Consider the following 15,974-nt stretch of genomic DNA (forward strand, 5'->3'; position numbering starts at 1 on the left):
GGCCTTCACTTTCCACTGGTCAGGAGGATGTGCACGAGGGGTGCGAGGAGCACGCTCAGCAGCAGGGCGATGGCCCGCAGGGCCCAGTCGCCGGACGCGAGCCAGACGAGCACGTTCACCGCAACGACGCCGACGACGAGCAGGCGGGTTCGGGTACGTCGCCGCTCGGCGAGCACCCCGGTCTGACCGCCGGTCCTCTGCGGCACCCACTTCGTCAGCGCCTGCACCCGGGCGTCACGACGCCGCTTGCGCTCGGCCTCGGCGGCCCGGGCTGCGGTCAGCGCGGCCGCCGCGGCCTCGCGCTCGGCACGACGGCGGGCCCGCTCCTTGCTCACAGTGAGGTCACCCAGTTGTGGAACAGGGCCGCGCCGGCGTCGCCGGACTTCTCGGGGTGGAACTGGGTCGCGCAGAGCGGACCGTTCTCGACGGCCGCCACGAACCGGTCGCCACCGTGCTCCGCCCAGGTGACGAGCGGCGCCCGCGTGCGGTCGTTGGTGACCAGGGTCCAGTCGCGCACGGCGTACGAGTGCACGAAGTAGAACCGCTCGTCCTCGATGCCGGCGAAGAGCGCGGTCCCGGACGGCGCCTCGACGGTGTTCCATCCCATGTGCGGCACCACCGGCGCCTGGAGCCGCTCGACGACACCCGGCCACTCGTCGCAGCCCTCGGTCTCGACCCCGTGCTCCACGCCGTGCGCGAAGAGGATCTGCATGCCGACACAGATGCCCAGCACCGGCCGTCCGCCGGCGAGCCGGCGCCCGATGATCCGCTCGCCCTTGATCTCACGCAGACCGCGCATGCAGGCTGCGAACGCCCCCACGCCGGGTACGACGAGGCCGTCGGCGTTCAGCGCGGTGTCGAAGTCGCTGGTGAGCGTGACGTCGGCACCGGCACGCTCGACCGCGCGCACGGCGGAGCGGAGGTTCCCCGATCCGTAGTCGAGGACCACCACGTTCGGTTGCGTCACAGACTGCCCTTGGTGGAGGGCACGCCGGTCTCCCGCGGGTCGAGCGCGACGGCGTCGCGGAACGCGCGGGCGAACGCCTTGAACTGCGTCTCCACGATGTGGTGCGGCTCGCGACCGGCCAGCACCCGCACGTGCAGCGCGAAGTGGCCGTGGAAGGCGATCGACTCGAAGACGTGCTGGGTCAGCGAGCCGAGGTACGCCGGGGTGCTCCCACCGAGCTGGACGTACTGCTGCCCCTCCGGCTCGCCGGTGTGCACGCAGTAGGGCCGGCCGGACACGTCGACGACGGCCTGCACGAGCGCCTCGTCGAGCGGCACGGTGGCGTCGCCGAAGCGACGGATCCCCTGCTTGTCGCCGAGGGCCTGGCGCAGCGCCTGCCCGAGCGCGATCGCGGTGTCCTCGGTGGTGTGGTGGGCGTCGATCCAGTGGTCGCCCTCGGACTGCACGGTCAGGTCCACGAGCGAGTGCCGCGCGAACGCGGTCAGCATGTGGTCGTAGAAGCCGATGCCGGTGGAGACGTCGTGACGACCGGTGCCGTCGAGGTCGACCTCGACGAGCACCTTCGACTCGCTGGTCTGCCGCTCGATGCGTGCGGTACGGCTCATGACATCTCCTCCATGACTGCGGACAGTGCGTCCTTGAATGCCTGCATCTCGCCCGGCGTGCCGATCGACACCCGGAGCCACCCGTCGGGGCCTACCTCGCGGACCAGCACGCCCCGGTCGAGCAGTCCCTGCCACACAGCATGCCGGTCGGCGAACGTGCCGAACAACGCGAAGTTCGCGTCGGAGTCGGCGACGGCGAGCCCCTGCTCGCGCAGCCAGGCCACCGTCAGGTCGCGCTCGGCGCGCAGCTCGTCGACCTTCCCGAGCAGCTCGGGGGCGTGCGTCAGCGCCGCCAGCGCGGTCGCCTGGGTGACCGCGGACAGGTGGTAGGGCAGGCGTACGACGCGGATCGCGTCGCAGATCTCCGGGTCCGCGGCGAGGTAGCCGAGCCGCAGCCCGGCCGCCGCGAACGCCTTGCTCATCGTGCGGGTGACGACCAGGTTGCGGTGGGTCGGCAGCAGCTCGACCGCGCTCGGCACACCCGCGCGACGGAACTCGCCGTACGCCTCGTCGACGACGACCAGACCGTCACCGGCGGCCTTGCACAGCAGGCCCACGGCCTCGGGCGGCAGGGCGGTGCCGGTCGGGTTGTTGGGGCTCGGCAGCAGCACCACGCTCGGCTGCTCGCGCTCGACCGCCTCACGGGCCACGTCGAGGTCGAGGCTGAAGTCCTCTGCCCGCCGGCCCTGCACCCAGGTGGTCGAGGTGTCGCGGGCGTACTCGGGATACATCGAGTACGTCGGCGCGAAGCTCATCGCCGTGCGCCCCGGACCACCGAACGCCTGGAGCAGCTGGAGCATCACCTCGTTGGAGCCGTTGGCCGCCCACACCTGCTCGACCGAGACGCCGTGCGGCGTGTCCCGCGAGAGGTACGCCGCGAGCGCGGTGCGCAGCGCGACGTGCTCGCGGTCGGGGTAGCGGTTGAGCGTCAGCGCGGCCTCGCGCACGGCGGCGGCGATGTCGTCGGCGCACGCCTCGGACGGGCCGTAGGGGTTCTCGTTGGTGTTGAGCTGGACGGGCACGTCGAGCTGCGGTGCGCCGTACGGCTCGAGACCCCGCAGCTCCTCCCGGACCGGGGGCCAGCTCATGGTTCCTGAGGAGGTTGCGCAGCAACCGTCTCGAAGGGTCGCTGGAACCGGACCGAGATCGCGGCGCCGTGACCGGGCAGGTCCTCGGCGTTCGCGAGCGTGACAACGTGGTCGGCGACCTCGGCGAGCGCCTCGCGGGAGTAGTCGACGACGTGCACCGACTTGGTGAAGGCACGCACCGACAGCCCGCTGCTGTGGCAGGCGCAGCCACCGGTGGGCAGCACGTGGTTGGAGCCGGCGCAGTAGTCGCCCAGGCTCACCGGCGCGTGCGGGCCCACGAAGATCGCGCCGGCGTTGCGCACTCGCGCGGCCCATGCCGGTGCGTCGTCGGTGTGGATCTCGAGGTGCTCGGCGGCGTAGGCGTTGACGACGTCGAGCCCCTGCTCGAGGTCGGCGACCATCACGATGCCCGACTGCGGGCCCGAGAGGCTGGTCCGGATGCGCTCGACGTGCCTGGTCACCGACACCTGCTTGTCGAGCTCGGCCTCGACCTCGGTCGCGAGCCGCTCGCTCGGCGTGACGAGCACCGACGCCGCGAGCGGGTCGTGCTCGGCCTGGCTGATCAGGTCGGCGGCGACGTACGCCGCGTCGGCGGTGTCGTCGGCCAGGATCGCGATCTCGGTGGGCCCGGCCTCGGAGTCGATGCCGACCTGGCCCTTGAGGAGGCGCTTGGCCGTGACCGTGTAGATGTTGCCCGGCCCGGTGACGAGGTCGACGCGGGCGCACGGGCCGACGCCGTACGCGAACATCGCGATCGCCTGGGCGCCGCCGACGGCGTACACCTCGTCGACACCGAGCAGCGCGCACGCCGCCAGGATCGTCGGGTGGACGTTGCCCCCGAACTCCTTCTGCGGCGGGCTCGACAGCGCGATCGAGCGCACCCCGGCCGTCTGGGCGGGGACGACGTTCATCAGCACGCTCGAGACCAGCGGGGCCAGGCCACCCGGCACGTAGAGGCCGACCCGGTCGACCGGCACCTTGCGGTGAGTCACCCTCGCGCCCGTGCCGAGCTCGGTCACGGCGTCCTGCTCGAGCTCGTTGGCGCAGGTCGCGCGAAGCCGGCGGATCGACTCCTCGAGGCCCGCGCGGATGGCGGGGTCGAGGTCGGTGAGCGCCTGACGGATCCCCTCGGGCGCGACGCGGATGTCGTCGACGACCACGCCGTCGAACCGCTCGCCGTACTCCCGGATCGCCGCCAGCCCGCGGACGCGGACCTCCTCGCAGATCGCATGCACCGCCGGCACCGCGGCCTCGACGTCGAAGTCGGCGCGGGGCACGGCTGCGCGGTAGTCGACGCCCGAGCGGTCGGCTCCTCGCAGGTCGATGCGCTGGATCATGCCTCGATTCTACGAGCGGGAGACCGCTCGACCCGAACCGCGACGACCGGTGGACTCCCCCGTGGCGAGCTCGTCGAGCGCGCGCTGCACGGCGTCGAGGTCGAGCACCTCGGGGTGCAGCCCGGCGCTCACCTGGAGGCCGGCCGGGGTGTGCACGAAGGCGAGCGTGATGCCCTGGGGGCCCGACGGCGTCGTGCCGATCGTGTAGCGGGCAGTGGCCGGGTCCTCCCACGGCAGCCGGTCGAGCCCGAGCCGGCCCTGGTAGCTGAGCGTGATCCGCGGGCGGGGCGGGTCGTTCGCCACCGGCGCCGCGTCGCCGGGGGTGCCGCCCAGCAGGTTGCGGGTCGTGAGGGCGGCCAGCAGCGCGAGGGGTACGCCGTCGGCGGCCGCCGCGGAGATGCCGGCGCCCAGGCGGTGGGCGTCGGTGGGGTCGACCGGCAGGAAGGGCCCGGAGGCGAAGTTCCCGGTCACGCGCCCGTCGTCACCCAGGTAGCGGCGGCAGCCCATCATCACGAAGGCACCCTCTCCGCGGACGCCGTGCCGGGCGAGCGCCCGGCAGGTGTCGGCCATGACCAGCGACGCGACGGAGACGTCGGGGGCGTACGCGTCACGCCGTGCGCGCACCGCCTGCACCCGCTGCTGCGGGATCACCGCGGTCGCGACCGAGGGTGTGCCGACCTCGACCGGGTGCACGTCACCGGCCGGCGGCGCCAGCGGGAACATGCCCCGCACCGCCCGCGCCGCGCGGACCGGGTGGGTGGCGAACCGCCGCAGGCAGGCGCGGGCGAGCGGCCAGCGGGCCGTGTCGGCGCGGACGAGATCCGCGGGATTCCCGGCGGCGAGCAGGGAGGGGAACCACGCGTCGACCACGCCGCCGTCCCCGATCGCGTGGGAGGTCCGGATCGCCGCTGCCCGCCGGCCTAGCACCAGCCGGAACGGCAGGTCGCCCAGCGGCTCGGCCAGCATCCTGCGCGCGAGCTCGTCGGGGTCGTCCGCGCCCGGCCCGTCCTCCAGCGGGGTGACGGCGGTCTGGAGGAAGCCGTCGAGGTCGCCGGGGGCGACGCGCACGAGGCGGTCACCGACCAGCCGGCACAGCAGCGGGTGGCCGGGGTCCACGCGGTCGAGGTCGGCCAGCACCGCCCGCACCTGCTCCGCCGGCGGGACCCGCAGCGGCCCCGCGGCACGGACGGTGTGGAACCGCAGCCAGGTGCGGTCGCGCGCGCCGACGCGACGAGCGCTCACGACGCGCGGGTGGTCGTGAGCTCGGCGAGCGGGTCCGCCTCGGGCGGTCGGCCGTCCACTGACTGCCAGCGCGCCTCGCCGACCGGGAGGTCGCGCAGGGCCCGGCGCTCGAGCGCCCGGGGCCGCAGCGCCCAGGAGATGCCGGTCCCGATGACCACCAGGTGGAGCAGGCAGAACGCGACGTTGTTGAGCATCGCAGCGTCCCGGGAGTGCACCAGTCCGTAGCCGGCGGTGCCGAGCAGCCCGGCGCCCGCCAGAAGACCGGGGACGACCGCCCCCGGCTGCCACAGCCCGGTGCCCGCCTTCGGCGTCACCACGAACCGGCCCTTGCGCAGGGTCAGCACCTGGAGGGTCGCGAACACGTGGATCCAGAACGACGCCGCGGCCAGCGCGAACGCGGTGAACGTGTAGGACCCCGCGCCGCCGAGCGCGACCGCGCTGATCGCGAGCAGGAAGTACGGCGCGAAGTGCAGCAGGAAGGTGTCCGCGGTGGCCGCGGCGACCGCCTGCTCGCCCGTGAGGATCCGGATGATCGGCAGCGACACGTAGACCATCAGCGTCCATCCGGTCAGGAAGTACATGCTGGACAGGACGTACTGCGCCTTCACCCGCAGCGGCAGCCGCGCGAAGAGCGCCTTGCCGAGCGCCGACAGGCAGCCGCGCGCCCAGCGCAGCTGCTGGCCGACGTACGACGACATGTCGGCCGGCCCGAGTCCCTGGACCAGCACCTCGCCGACGTACGCCGTGCGCCAGCCGCGCTGCTGCAGCACGAGGGACAGCTCGAAGTCCTCGGTGACCGAGTGCGTCGGGAAGCCCCCCACGTCGTCCAAGGCGGCCCGCCGGAAGACGACGTTGGTGCCGCAGCAGAACATGGCGCCGAGGTCGTCCTTGCCGCGCCCGATGCAGCCGAAGAACAGCGCCTGCTGGGCCCAGGCCGCGGCGGCGATCGGGTTGCGGTCGGCGTTCGCGTAGTACTGCGGCGTCTGCACGAAGGCGACCCGCTCGTCCTGGAGGTGGCCGAGGGTGCGGCGCAGGAACTCCGGGTGCGGCACGTGGTCGCAGTCCAGGACCACGACGAACTCCCCCGCGTCCGGCCCGGCGATCCGGGACAGGGCGTGGTTGATGTTCCCCGCCTTCGCACCGACGTGCCGCTCACGGGTCAGGTAGCGAGCGCCGTGCCGGGCGGCGAGCGCCGCCATCTCCGCGTCGTCGCCGTCGTCGAGGAGGTGGACGACGACGTCGGCGCCCCGCAGCGCGGTGGCCGCGGCGATGACCGGCTCGACCACGTCGACCGGCTCGTCGTAGCGCGGGATGAGCACGTCGACCCGGGCGTAGTGGGCGATCGGGGCCGGGCGCCGTGGCGGCCGGTCGTGCAGCAGCGTCCACCAGAAGCCCAGCGCCTGGACCAGGTTGAAGATCTCGGCGGCCACCAGGGCGCCGTACAACCACGGGTTGCCGACCCGGCCGGGCACCAGCAGCCAGCCGAAGTACCAGACCGCGGCGGTGAACGCGAGGCCCACCACCACCCTGGCCAGCATCGGCCGGGGCCGGCCCAGGATCTGCTCGGTGGTGGCGACCGTGGGCGCCACCGCACCGGTCGTGGTCTCGGCGCTCATGAGGCGCTCTCCTTCCGCTGGAACTGCCATACCTTCACGTTCGCGACCTCGTGCTCCCCGACCTGCTTCCAGCCCTTGGTCTCGAGGTCGGAGAGCGCGCGACCGATCTCGGCCGAGGTGCCCTTCTCCTCGAGGAAGCTGCCGAACACGAAGACCGAGGCGTCCCGCGGCGTCGACCTCGGGAGGCCCAGCCGGGGCTGGTCGGGGTCGAGAGCGGTCGTCGGGCGGGTGGGGGTGCCGGGCGAGTAGTAGTCGAGCTCGTCGTCGAGGAACGCCGGGGCGTAGGCGACCACGTCGCCGTCCTCGGCCCGGTCCTCGACCCACTGCACGCCGCCGCGGAAGTCGTACGTCCGGGGGTTGGACTGGTTGACCTGCTGGTCGACCAGTCCGACGGCCAGCGAGCCGACCACGAGCACCGGCAGCACGGCAGCCGTGACCGGCCCCCGGCCCCAGCTCGACGCCAGCCGGGCGAGCAGCAGCAGGAGGACCGGGACGGTCGCGGTGAAGTAGCGCAGCTCGAACATCTGCCGGCGCTCGAAGCCGACGGCGAAGAGGATCGCGACCGGGACGAGCGCGACCAGCACCATCACGGCGGCGTTGCGCGAGCGGCCGCGGCCGAGCAGCGCCAGGCTGCCGACCATGACGAACGGCCACAGCGCGCTGAGCTGAATCATCACGCTGTCGGCGTGGTAGCCCCACAGCGCCCAGATCGCGTTCGCGAGCACGGCGTAGACGTCGGGGTGCCCGGCGTCCATCGCCTGCGAGACGTCCGCACCCGTCTGTCCCGGCGTGCTGCCGGCGCCGGCCTCGACGACGCTGTTGAGCTGGGCCATCGCGAACCCCACGAGCGGAGCGACCAGCGCGAGCCCCAGGAGGACCGCGCCGAGCCACGGCAGCCACAGCCTGCGCGTGCCACGGCGTACGGCCGCGACGAGGAAGACGGCGTGCTGCACCAGCAGCGGCAACACCGCGAACCACTGGAGGTAGACGGTCGCGACCGTGGCGACGGTGAACACCAGCCAGCTCAACCAGCCGCCACGGCCGCCGCGCGTCGCGTCGCGCAGGATGCGCAGCTGCATCCACACGGCGAGCGTCGCAGTGAGCATCCAGAGGGCGTACATGCGCGCCTCCTGGGCGTACCAGACGCCGATCGGCGCGACCGCGATGACGAAGGCCGCGATCCGCGCGGTCCGGCGGTCCCACAGGTCGTGGGCCATGGCGTAGAACACCGGGATCAGCACGACGCCGGCGAGCAGGCTGGGCATCCGCACCACCCACTCGGCGGTGCTGCCGGTGCCGTGGACGAACGCCCACAGCACCACGTCGAAGCCGGGCGGGTGGACGTCGTTGTCCTGCAGGTCGGCGAGCATCTCGCGCATCGGCAGCTGCGCCTGGCGGATGCTGATCGCCTCGTCCAGCCAGATGCTGCGCGTGACGATGCCGCGCAGCGCGGCGCCGACGACGACGGCGAGGACCAGCGGCCACCCGGTGCGCAGCCAGCCGCGCACCCCCTGCCGACGGGCCTCGGGAATCGGCTCGGTGACCGGCTCCGGGGAGGGCGCCTGACCACGCTGTCGCAGCGCACCCGCACCGGCGCCGAGCAGCAGCACACCGCAGCCGGCCACGGTGGCGGTGACGATGTCCTCGGGCGTCGTGGCGACGAGCAGCAGCGCGAGCTGGGCGAGCACGGCCATCGCCGCGAGCAGCGCGGCGAGCCGGCTCCGGCCCGTCATGCAGAGCCGGGCGAGCAGCACCTTGGCGATCCCGAGGGCAGCCATCGCGCTGACGTAGGGGACGGCCAGGTCGGCCAGGTGGCGGTAGGTCTCGCCCAGAGCGAGGGCGTAGTAGTCCTCCGGCAGAAGGGCGACCGCGGCGATCACGGCGGCGGAGACCAGCAGCGCAGCGGTCAGCGCCATCCCCGTCGAGCCGCGCTCCCCCGGGCCGCTCGGCAGCAGCACGAGCGGGATGGTCGCGGTCGCGAAGTACGCCGCGCCGCCGACGGTCGCCACGACGGCGACCAGGCCGGCGTCCGCGTCCGGGAGGACCTTGTTGGCCACGATGACGTCCTGGGCGGCGATGATCGCGACCAGCAGGAAGGCACCGGTCACCGTCGCGGCCCGTCCGGCCGCGGGCTGCGGGGCCGTGAGCGCGGGAGGCCGTCGTCCCGCGAGGGCAGCCACCAGCAGCGCGGCGTAACCCGCCGCGACGACGCCGGCCGCGGCGCCGACCTCGCCGACGACGGGCACCAGGAGCAGGCCGATCACCCCGCGCGCGAGCGGCTCGACCGCGAGCGTCAGCGCGATCCCGCCGACGCGGCGCATGCCGTACAGCCGGCCGCGGGCGAGGCCGAGCAGCGCCGCCGACGGCACCGAGGCGCCGAGGAGGACGACACTGGCCGCGGGCAACCCGACCATCGGGCCGAGCGTGGTCGCCCCCAAGGCGAGCGCGGTGCCGCCGACCAGGCCGATCGCGAGGGCCTGTCGGAAGAGCCGGGTGCCGAGCGCCGGGTCGAGGGCGGTGGCGGCGGTGATGCTGGTGGCCAGCATGTGCAGCAGCACGTACGCGCCGAGGAACGCCGTGAAGCCGGCGTACTCCCCGGGCAGCAGGACGCGCGCGAGCAGGACGCTGACGGCGAGGTTCCCGGCTCCGGCGACGCCCTGGCCCAGCAGGGCCACCAGCTGGCGGCCGCCGGCGGAGGCCGGCCCCGCTCGGTGGGAAGCGGCACGGGTGTCGCGCTCGGCGGCGACGTCGAGGGCGTTCATCGCATCACTCCGGTGGGTCGCGGGCCGGGCAGCTGGTCGGACGCGGCCGCGCGGACCGGCCCGACCGACGTCTCCCCCTGGGTCAGCAGGAGACGGAGCAGGTCGAGGACCTCGCCGGCGGCGGCCACCTCCTGGCGGACGGCGGCGAGCGTGCGGCCGCCGCGGTCGATGGCGGCCTCGACGGCTGCGTCGACAGCGGCGTCGACGGGAGCGGCTCCGGCCGATGCCGGCAGCACGGGCACCTCGAGCCGTCCGGCCAGGTCGGCGTCGTGCGGGTCGCGGGACCAGGCGAGCAGCGGGACGCCGGCCGCCGCGGCCGCCATCAGCGCGTGCTGGTGGCCGCACACGGCGAAGAGCGCACCGGCCATCACCTCGCGCTGGTCGCGCAGCGACAGCTGGGGGGCGGCGACGTCGACGGGGATCCCGCCGACCTCGGCGCGGCAGCGGAGCCGGCCGGCGACCTCGTGCGCGGCGTCGAGGTCGGCCCCCGCGCCGAGACCCGGTCGCCAGGCCTGGAGGACGACACCGGACGGCTCCGGGAACCGCGCCCGCGTGGCCGCCACGACGGAGGCGAGCAGGTCGGCGAGCCCGTCGGCTCCGCCGAGGACCGCGACGTCGCGCGCACGCACGCAGGACCAGATCGGCCCGGCACCGGGGCGCTCGGTCGGCGGGTCCTGGAGGTCCAGCCAGCCCAGATGGGCGCCGAGGCGCAGCGGCGTCGGCAGCCCGGCATCGGTGAGGTGCCGGACCGATGTCGGCGCATCGAGAGTGGTGAGGGCACTACCGTGCACGGCCCGGCGGCTCAGGACCGCGCCGCGGCCGGAGACCCGGTCCGCGCCGACCCCGACCAGGGCCACCGGCTTCCCGGCCAGCCGAAACGCGGTCGTCACGCCGTAGAGGGCACCCAACGAAAGGACCTCGGTGGCCGCGCCGCCGGCGGGTCCCGCGGGTCCGCCCCGAAAGGGGCGACCGCCGAGGACCACGAGCGCGTCCACCGTCGGGAGCATCCGGAGCACGGCGACGCGGTTCGCCGCGACCGTGGGGACGGCGGTGACCCGGCCGGTCCGCTCGGGGTCGTGAGTCGCGGCGACGACCCGCATCGGCGCCAGCTCACGGGCCGCGACCATGAGGGCCGTGTCGTCGGCGGCGTCACGTTCCCGCGTCGTCTGGAGCAGCAGCACAGTGCTCACGGGCGGCCTCCTTCGTACAGCTCGATGTGACGGCGCGCGACGCCGGGCCAGGTGCGGTCGACGGCCATCCCGTCCACGTGCTCGCGGAGGCGGCCCGCGGCCGACGCACCCGCGCCCAGTGCCCGAAGCCGGTCGGCCCATGCGGCCGGATCCGGGGGTACGGCGAGCTCGGGATCGGCGCCGACGACCTCGGCCAGGCGCGCCGACAGCAGCACCGGCGTGCGATGGGCGAGGGCGAGGGCCAGCGGCCCGCTCGAGGCGTGCGGCTCCGGGTAGGGAAGCAGCAGGACGTCGGCGGCGCGGAACCAGTCCGACACGTCGGCGTCGGGCACGTAGCCCGTGAAGGTGGCCACGTCGGCCCAGCGCTGTCGGAGCCGCTCGGCGTAGTCGTCGCCCTGGGCGGCGAGGCGCGGGTGCGGTCCGCCCGCGACGACCACGCGGACCCCGGGCCCGGCCAGGGAGGCCGCCTCGAGCGCGGTCTCGAGGCCCTTGTACGGCGCGAGGAAGCCGAAGCAGAGCGCGACGAGCTCGTCGCCCAGTCCGAGCCGGGCGCGCAGCCGGTCGCGCGGCTCGGCGGCCGGTGCCGGCTCCTCGATGCCGTGCGGCACCACGGTGGCGCCCGGGATGGTCCGCTGGAAGGACGGCTCGTGCACGATCACGGTGTCGGCGAGCCGGGGCAGCACCCGCTGCACCGCGTCGATCGCCGTGCGGGCCGCCACCGGTGGCACCCGGACCCGGTGCATCGCGGTGTAGTCCTTCGTCACCGCGGCGGGCGCGACCACCTGGTGCATCGTGATCGCGGTCGGCGGCCCGAGCGCCTTCGCGCGGGCGAGCGCTGCGGTCGTCGCCGGCAGCCCGGCGGCTCCCGAGTAGAGGAACAGCTCGTGCTGGAGGTGCACCTGTGCCGCACCCGTGGCGCGCGCCGCGGCGAGGGCGGCGGGCACGGCACCCGGTCGGCCGGACCGGAAGGCGCGGCGGACCCGCACCCGGCCGTCGTACCCGTCGGCGCGCTCGCCGTCGATCTCCGGGGCGACGACGCAGACGTCGAGGCCCTGCGCGTCGAGGGCGTGCGCGAGGTTGGCGGTGTACGACGCCACGCCGCTGTCGCCGTCGTGGCGGCTGCCCAGGCGCGGGTAGGGGCTGATCAGGGTGAGGTCAGGACGCATGGCGGGCCTCCTCGCGCTCGGTCGGCCGGGTTTCGAGCTCGGGTGCCACCCGGGCCGGCGGCTGCCCCGCCGACGCGGTCCACTCGCGGGCCGGCATCCGCACCGGCACGACGCGGTGGTGCAGCCACAACCGGGCCAGCGAGGCGGCCATCCGGACCGAGTCCTTGACGACCTCCATCCGCGACCCGTCGCGATCGATCCAGACCGTGGGCATCTCGGCGACCGTCATGCCGAGCGCACGGGCGGTCACGAGCAGGTCGACGTCGAAGACGAAGTCGCGCGACGACAGCAGCGGTGTGACTCTCTGCACGGCGTCGCGACGCATCACCTTCGCGCCGCACTGGGTGTCGTGGAAGGGCAGCGAGAACACCCGGCGCACCGCCGTCGCGAACCCGAGGCTCGCGGCCCGGCGCGGCATCGACCGGGGCGTGGGCAGCACCGAGGACGGGTGCCAGCGCGAGGCGATCGCGATGTCCGCGCCGGTGTCCTCGATCGTGTCCGCGAGCAGGTCGATCTCCGAGGGAGGCGTCGAGCAGTCCGCGTCGACGAAGGCGGTGAGGTCGGCCTCGGAGGCGCGGAAGGCCTCGGTGAGCACGCCGCCCTTGCCGAGCCGGGGGTACTCGACCGCGCGGATCCGGTGGTCTCGGCGCGCGTGCTCGGCGACGACGCGCGCGGTGTCGTCGGTGCAGTCGTCGAGCGCGACCGTGATGGTCAGCCCGGGATCGAGCAGCTCGGCGCTGTAGGCGCGGAGCGTCGGACCGATGCGGTGCTGCTCGTTGTGGGCAGGGATGACGATCTCGAGGGACATGGAGGAGCTCTCCTGGCACGGCAAGCGGGGGCGGCTGGCGAGGGCGAGGCGGCGGATCGGACGGGGTTCGCTCGGTGGCGGTCGCGGTCGGGGGTGGCGCGCCTGCCCCCCGACCATGACCAGGTGGCTCCCGGTCGTTCAAGTCGTCGGGCCGGGATTCACCCAGTTGTCACACCGACCTGCTCGATGCAACGCCCCCTCAACAGGGCCGATGCGATCGACTGTGGACTCACTCACACACCGGGTCTGCCAAGTCCTGGGGGACGTCAGCGCGTCTCGCCGCACCGGTCCGGCGCGGCAGGGCTACGTTGGGTCCGTGCCCGACTCGCTTCCGATGTTCCCGTTGAACGTGGTGCTGTTCCCCGGGCTGAGCGTGCCGCTGCGGGTCTTCGAGGACCGCTACCGGGCTCTCGTGCACCACCTGCTGCGCGTCGAAGACCCGGCGGAGCGGGTGTTCGGGTCGGTCGCGATCCGGGAGGGCTACGAGGTCGGCGACCACGGCGCGCAGTCCCTCTACCGGATCGGCTGCCGCCTCCAGCTCACCGACATCGAGAGCCACCCCGACGGCACCTTCGACGTCGTCGCGGTCGGCATGGAGCGGATCGAGCTGCAGCGCCTCGACACCGGCGGCCCGTTCCCGGTCGGTCACGTCGTCGACCGGCCCGACAGCACGCAGGCGGTGCCCGAGGACGTGCTCGAGCGGGCGCGCGCGGCGTTCGTCGCCTACCGCGCGGCGCTGGCCGACCTGCACAGCGACCCGTACGAGGGCTCGCTCCCCCGCGACCCGACGTACCTCTCCTGGACCCTGGCCGCGCTCGCCCCGCTCCCGATGTCGGAGCGCCAGTCGCTCCTCGAGGCCGAGGACGCCAGCGAGCGCCTCGTGCTCCTCACCGACCTGCTGCGCACCGAGCTGCGCGCGATGAACGTCATCCCGTCGCTGCCGGCCACCGAGGTCGCCCGCACGCGATGGTCGCCGAATTGAAGGCCACAGCTCCGGCGAGGAACGAGCCGGAGCGTCGTGGCCGCAGATCGAGCAAGCGACGCGACTGAGGAACGAAGTCGCGCGAGCACGTCGAGATCCGGTGAGATGAGAGTCGGCCGCAGCCACTGACAGGAGGGCCGATGGCACGAAGGAAGTCAGCCGGCGGCACGCAGGCGACCGTCGCCCTGACCGCTGCCGGGATCGCGTTCACGCTGCACGAGTACGCCCACGACCCGCGCGCGAGCTCCTACGGGCTCGAGGCGGCTGCGGCGCTGGGACTCGACCCCGCCCGGGTGTTCAAGACGCTGATGGCCAGCGTCGACGGCGCGCTCGCCGTCGGCATCGTCCCCGTCTCCGGGCAGCTCGACCTCAAGGCGCTCGCCCGCGCCCTCGGCGGCAGCAAGGCAGCGATGGCCGACCTCGCCGCGGCCGAGCGCGCGACGGGGTACGTCGCGGGCGGCATCTCCCCCGTCGGGCAGAAGCGGCGGCACCCGACCGTGCTCGACGAGACCGCGACCTCCTTCGAGACGGTCTACGTCTCCGCCGGGCGCCGCGGGCTCGACCTCGAGATCGCGCCCACCGACCTGGTGTCGGTGACCGGCGCGGTGCTCGCCCCGATCAGTCGGTCGTGACCTTGAGGACGGCGTGCGACGTGTCGCCGTCCTGCCACGTGCTCAGGCCCAGCGCATCGAGCGGCTCCAGGTTGTCCCGCACCTCCGGGTCGTCGCCCCAGAGGTCGGTCAACCAGGCCTTGCTCCCGTCGACGTCGACGTAGAGGACGGCGCCGGCGGCGTCGCTGTGCTCGACCACGCCCTGGAAGGCGTCGGTGTCGCCGAGCCCCCCGTCGTCGAGCAGGCGCTCGCGGTAGGCGGCGTCCGGCCCGACGGCGACCACGTCGTCACCGGCGTCGCTGTCGAGGGTGCTGCCGAGCTCCCCCGCAGCGGCCGCTCGCACCTTGTCGAGCACGCCCTCGATGCCGGCGGGGTCGCCGTGGATCTTCACGCCCGCGCCGATCGACGGCTCGGACTCCAGCGCCCCGGGGCTGAGGGTCCCCAGCTCGGGATCGAAGTCGGCGCCGATCGCGAGCGCGAGCGCGTCCCCGGCGAGCGTCTCGGCGTCGTCGGGCAGGTCGATCCCGAGCTCCTCGCTCGCCTCGGCGATCAGCTCGTCGGGTGCCTCACCGGACAGGTCCCCGAGCCGGCCGAGCACCTCGTCGAACCAGCCCTCGCCCATGCTGAGCCCGAACGCCGCAACCGTGTCCTCGGGCAGCGACGCCACCAGGTCGCCCGCCTGGTCACCCTGGGGAAACGCTCCCGCGGCAGCCGTGTCGGAGACGACCTCGAGCTCCACGCCGCCGTCGTCGAAGCGCAGCGTCGCGGCCGCACCGGCGAAGCCCTCCAGCACCTCGGCACCCGGTGAGACCCCGAGATCCTCGGCAAGGAAGTCACCGACCTCGGGCGCGGCGTACATCGACACGATGCCGCTGTCGCCGGCCTCGTCGGTCCAGTGGCGGAAGTCGTCGTCATCGGCGAGCGACCCCTCGGCTGCGTCGCCGGCGATTCCGTCGGCCAGCTCCTGGGTCTCGGCCAGCACCGCCCAGCCGTCCCGGATCGACCAGGCCGCGATGTCATCGCCTCCGCACGCGCTGAGCGCGTCCAGGCCCGTGCCGGCGGCGCCCTCGTCGGTGACCTGGAGCACGACCGCGGGCACGACCCCGTCGGCACCGGTGTCGACGGCGGCCGCCGCGAACCGGTCGCCGAGCCACGGCGCCACGTCGTCGTCGTAGTCGAGCCCGTCACACCCGGCCTCCGCCGCGGCGCGATCGAAGATCCAGCGGCGTACGTCGTCGTCGGCGTCGAGTCCGACGACGTCCTCGAACGCCGGGAACTTCGACAGCGTGCGCAGGGCGGCGATCTTCTGCCCGCCGCTCGGGTCGAGGTCGATGCTGGCGTAGGCGACCGTCGAGGCCGGCAGCGCCTCCGCCGGTTGGGCGCCGGTCGAGAAGAACGACCACGCCGCCCAGGTCGCGCCACCGGCAGCCAGGACACCGACGGCACCGACGCTCGCGAGGACGGTCGTGCGCCGGCTGCGTCCGCCTTGCTGCGGCGCACCGCCGTGGCTCTCGAGCGTCTCGGACGTCTCGCCGGGAGGCGGGCCGGAGGGCGGCGGACCGCTCGGCGGGTCGAAGGACATCGGCAGCCTCTGCGTTCG

The 15,974-nt window shown here is 74.1% G+C and carries 14 protein-coding genes; 2 read left to right on the forward strand and 12 right to left on the reverse strand.

The window, feature by feature from the left end; genetic code table 11:
* Positions 1-5 precede the first annotated feature (5 nt).
* Genes ACFQQI_RS25035 through ACFQQI_RS25085 form a run of 11 tightly spaced genes read right to left on the reverse strand, consistent with a single transcriptional unit; the run spans position 6 to position 12,781 of the window.
* Positions 6-335 (reverse strand): hypothetical protein, encoded by a 330-nt coding sequence (locus ACFQQI_RS25035; protein WP_378569362.1) that lies wholly within the window; start codon positions 333-335, stop codon positions 6-8.
* Entirely contained in the window at positions 332-967 is a 636-nt protein-coding gene (gene hisH, locus ACFQQI_RS25040) for an imidazole glycerol phosphate synthase subunit HisH (protein WP_378569364.1), read from the reverse strand. The genes ACFQQI_RS25035 and hisH overlap by 4 nt, the downstream gene beginning before the upstream one ends.
* The gene (gene hisB, locus ACFQQI_RS25045) at positions 964-1,572 is read right to left on the reverse strand and encodes an imidazoleglycerol-phosphate dehydratase HisB (RefSeq protein ID WP_378569366.1); all 609 of its coding nucleotides are present in this window, start codon (positions 1,570-1,572) and stop codon (positions 964-966) included. The genes hisH and hisB overlap by 4 nt, the downstream gene beginning before the upstream one ends.
* On the reverse strand, positions 1,569-2,660 hold the full coding sequence (locus ACFQQI_RS25050) for a histidinol-phosphate transaminase (RefSeq protein ID WP_378569368.1): 1,092 nt from the start codon (positions 2,658-2,660) through the stop codon (positions 1,569-1,571). Before ACFQQI_RS25050 ends, hisB begins: the two co-directional genes overlap by 4 nt.
* Positions 2,657-3,997 carry a histidinol dehydrogenase gene (gene hisD, locus ACFQQI_RS25055; RefSeq protein ID WP_378569370.1) on the reverse strand — a complete coding sequence of 447 codons (1,341 nt, stop codon included), beginning with the start codon at positions 3,995-3,997 and terminating at the stop codon, positions 2,657-2,659. Before hisD ends, ACFQQI_RS25050 begins: the two co-directional genes overlap by 4 nt.
* 9 nt (positions 3,998-4,006) lie before the next feature.
* Positions 4,007-5,239, reverse strand: coding sequence for a hypothetical protein (locus ACFQQI_RS25060; RefSeq protein ID WP_378569372.1), 1,233 nt, complete (start codon positions 5,237-5,239; stop codon positions 4,007-4,009).
* Positions 5,236-6,855: a glycosyltransferase family 2 protein gene (locus ACFQQI_RS25065; protein ID WP_378569374.1), complete on the reverse strand. Its 1,620-nt coding sequence runs from the start codon at positions 6,853-6,855 to the stop codon at positions 5,236-5,238. The genes ACFQQI_RS25060 and ACFQQI_RS25065 overlap by 4 nt, the downstream gene beginning before the upstream one ends.
* Entirely contained in the window at positions 6,852-9,617 is a 2,766-nt protein-coding gene (locus tag ACFQQI_RS25070) for a glycosyltransferase family 39 protein (RefSeq protein ID WP_378569376.1), read from the reverse strand. Before ACFQQI_RS25070 ends, ACFQQI_RS25065 begins: the two co-directional genes overlap by 4 nt.
* Positions 9,614-10,807 carry a hypothetical protein gene (locus ACFQQI_RS25075; RefSeq protein ID WP_378569378.1) on the reverse strand — a complete coding sequence of 398 codons (1,194 nt, stop codon included), beginning with the start codon at positions 10,805-10,807 and terminating at the stop codon, positions 9,614-9,616. Before ACFQQI_RS25075 ends, ACFQQI_RS25070 begins: the two co-directional genes overlap by 4 nt.
* Positions 10,804-11,973 (reverse strand): glycosyltransferase, encoded by a 1,170-nt coding sequence (locus ACFQQI_RS25080; protein WP_378569380.1) that lies wholly within the window; start codon positions 11,971-11,973, stop codon positions 10,804-10,806. The genes ACFQQI_RS25075 and ACFQQI_RS25080 overlap by 4 nt, the downstream gene beginning before the upstream one ends.
* A complete protein-coding gene (locus tag ACFQQI_RS25085; RefSeq protein ID WP_378569382.1) occupies positions 11,963-12,781 on the reverse strand; it encodes a glycosyltransferase in 819 nt (272 codons plus the stop codon). Before ACFQQI_RS25085 ends, ACFQQI_RS25080 begins: the two co-directional genes overlap by 11 nt.
* Before the next feature lie 316 nt (positions 12,782-13,097).
* On the opposite strand from ACFQQI_RS25085, the gene ACFQQI_RS25090 reads away from it, so the two are divergent.
* Both ACFQQI_RS25090 and ybaK read left to right on the forward strand, forming a co-directional pair.
* Positions 13,098-13,763, forward strand: a complete 666-nt coding sequence (locus tag ACFQQI_RS25090; protein WP_378569384.1) for an LON peptidase substrate-binding domain-containing protein — start codon at positions 13,098-13,100, stop codon at positions 13,761-13,763.
* 140 nt (positions 13,764-13,903) lie between these two features.
* On the forward strand, positions 13,904-14,395 hold the full coding sequence (gene ybaK, locus ACFQQI_RS25095) for a Cys-tRNA(Pro) deacylase (RefSeq protein ID WP_378569386.1): 492 nt from the start codon (positions 13,904-13,906) through the stop codon (positions 14,393-14,395).
* Here ybaK and ACFQQI_RS25100 read toward each other — a convergent pair.
* Entirely contained in the window at positions 14,382-15,956 is a 1,575-nt protein-coding gene (locus tag ACFQQI_RS25100) for a hypothetical protein (protein ID WP_378569388.1), read from the reverse strand. The two genes, ybaK and ACFQQI_RS25100, sit on opposite strands and share 14 nt — an antisense overlap.
* Positions 15,957-15,974: the final 18 nt, after the last annotated feature.

Source organism: Nocardioides sp. GCM10030259 (genome assembly GCF_042666375.1).
Classification (GTDB): domain Bacteria; phylum Actinomycetota; class Actinomycetes; order Propionibacteriales; family Nocardioidaceae; genus Nocardioides.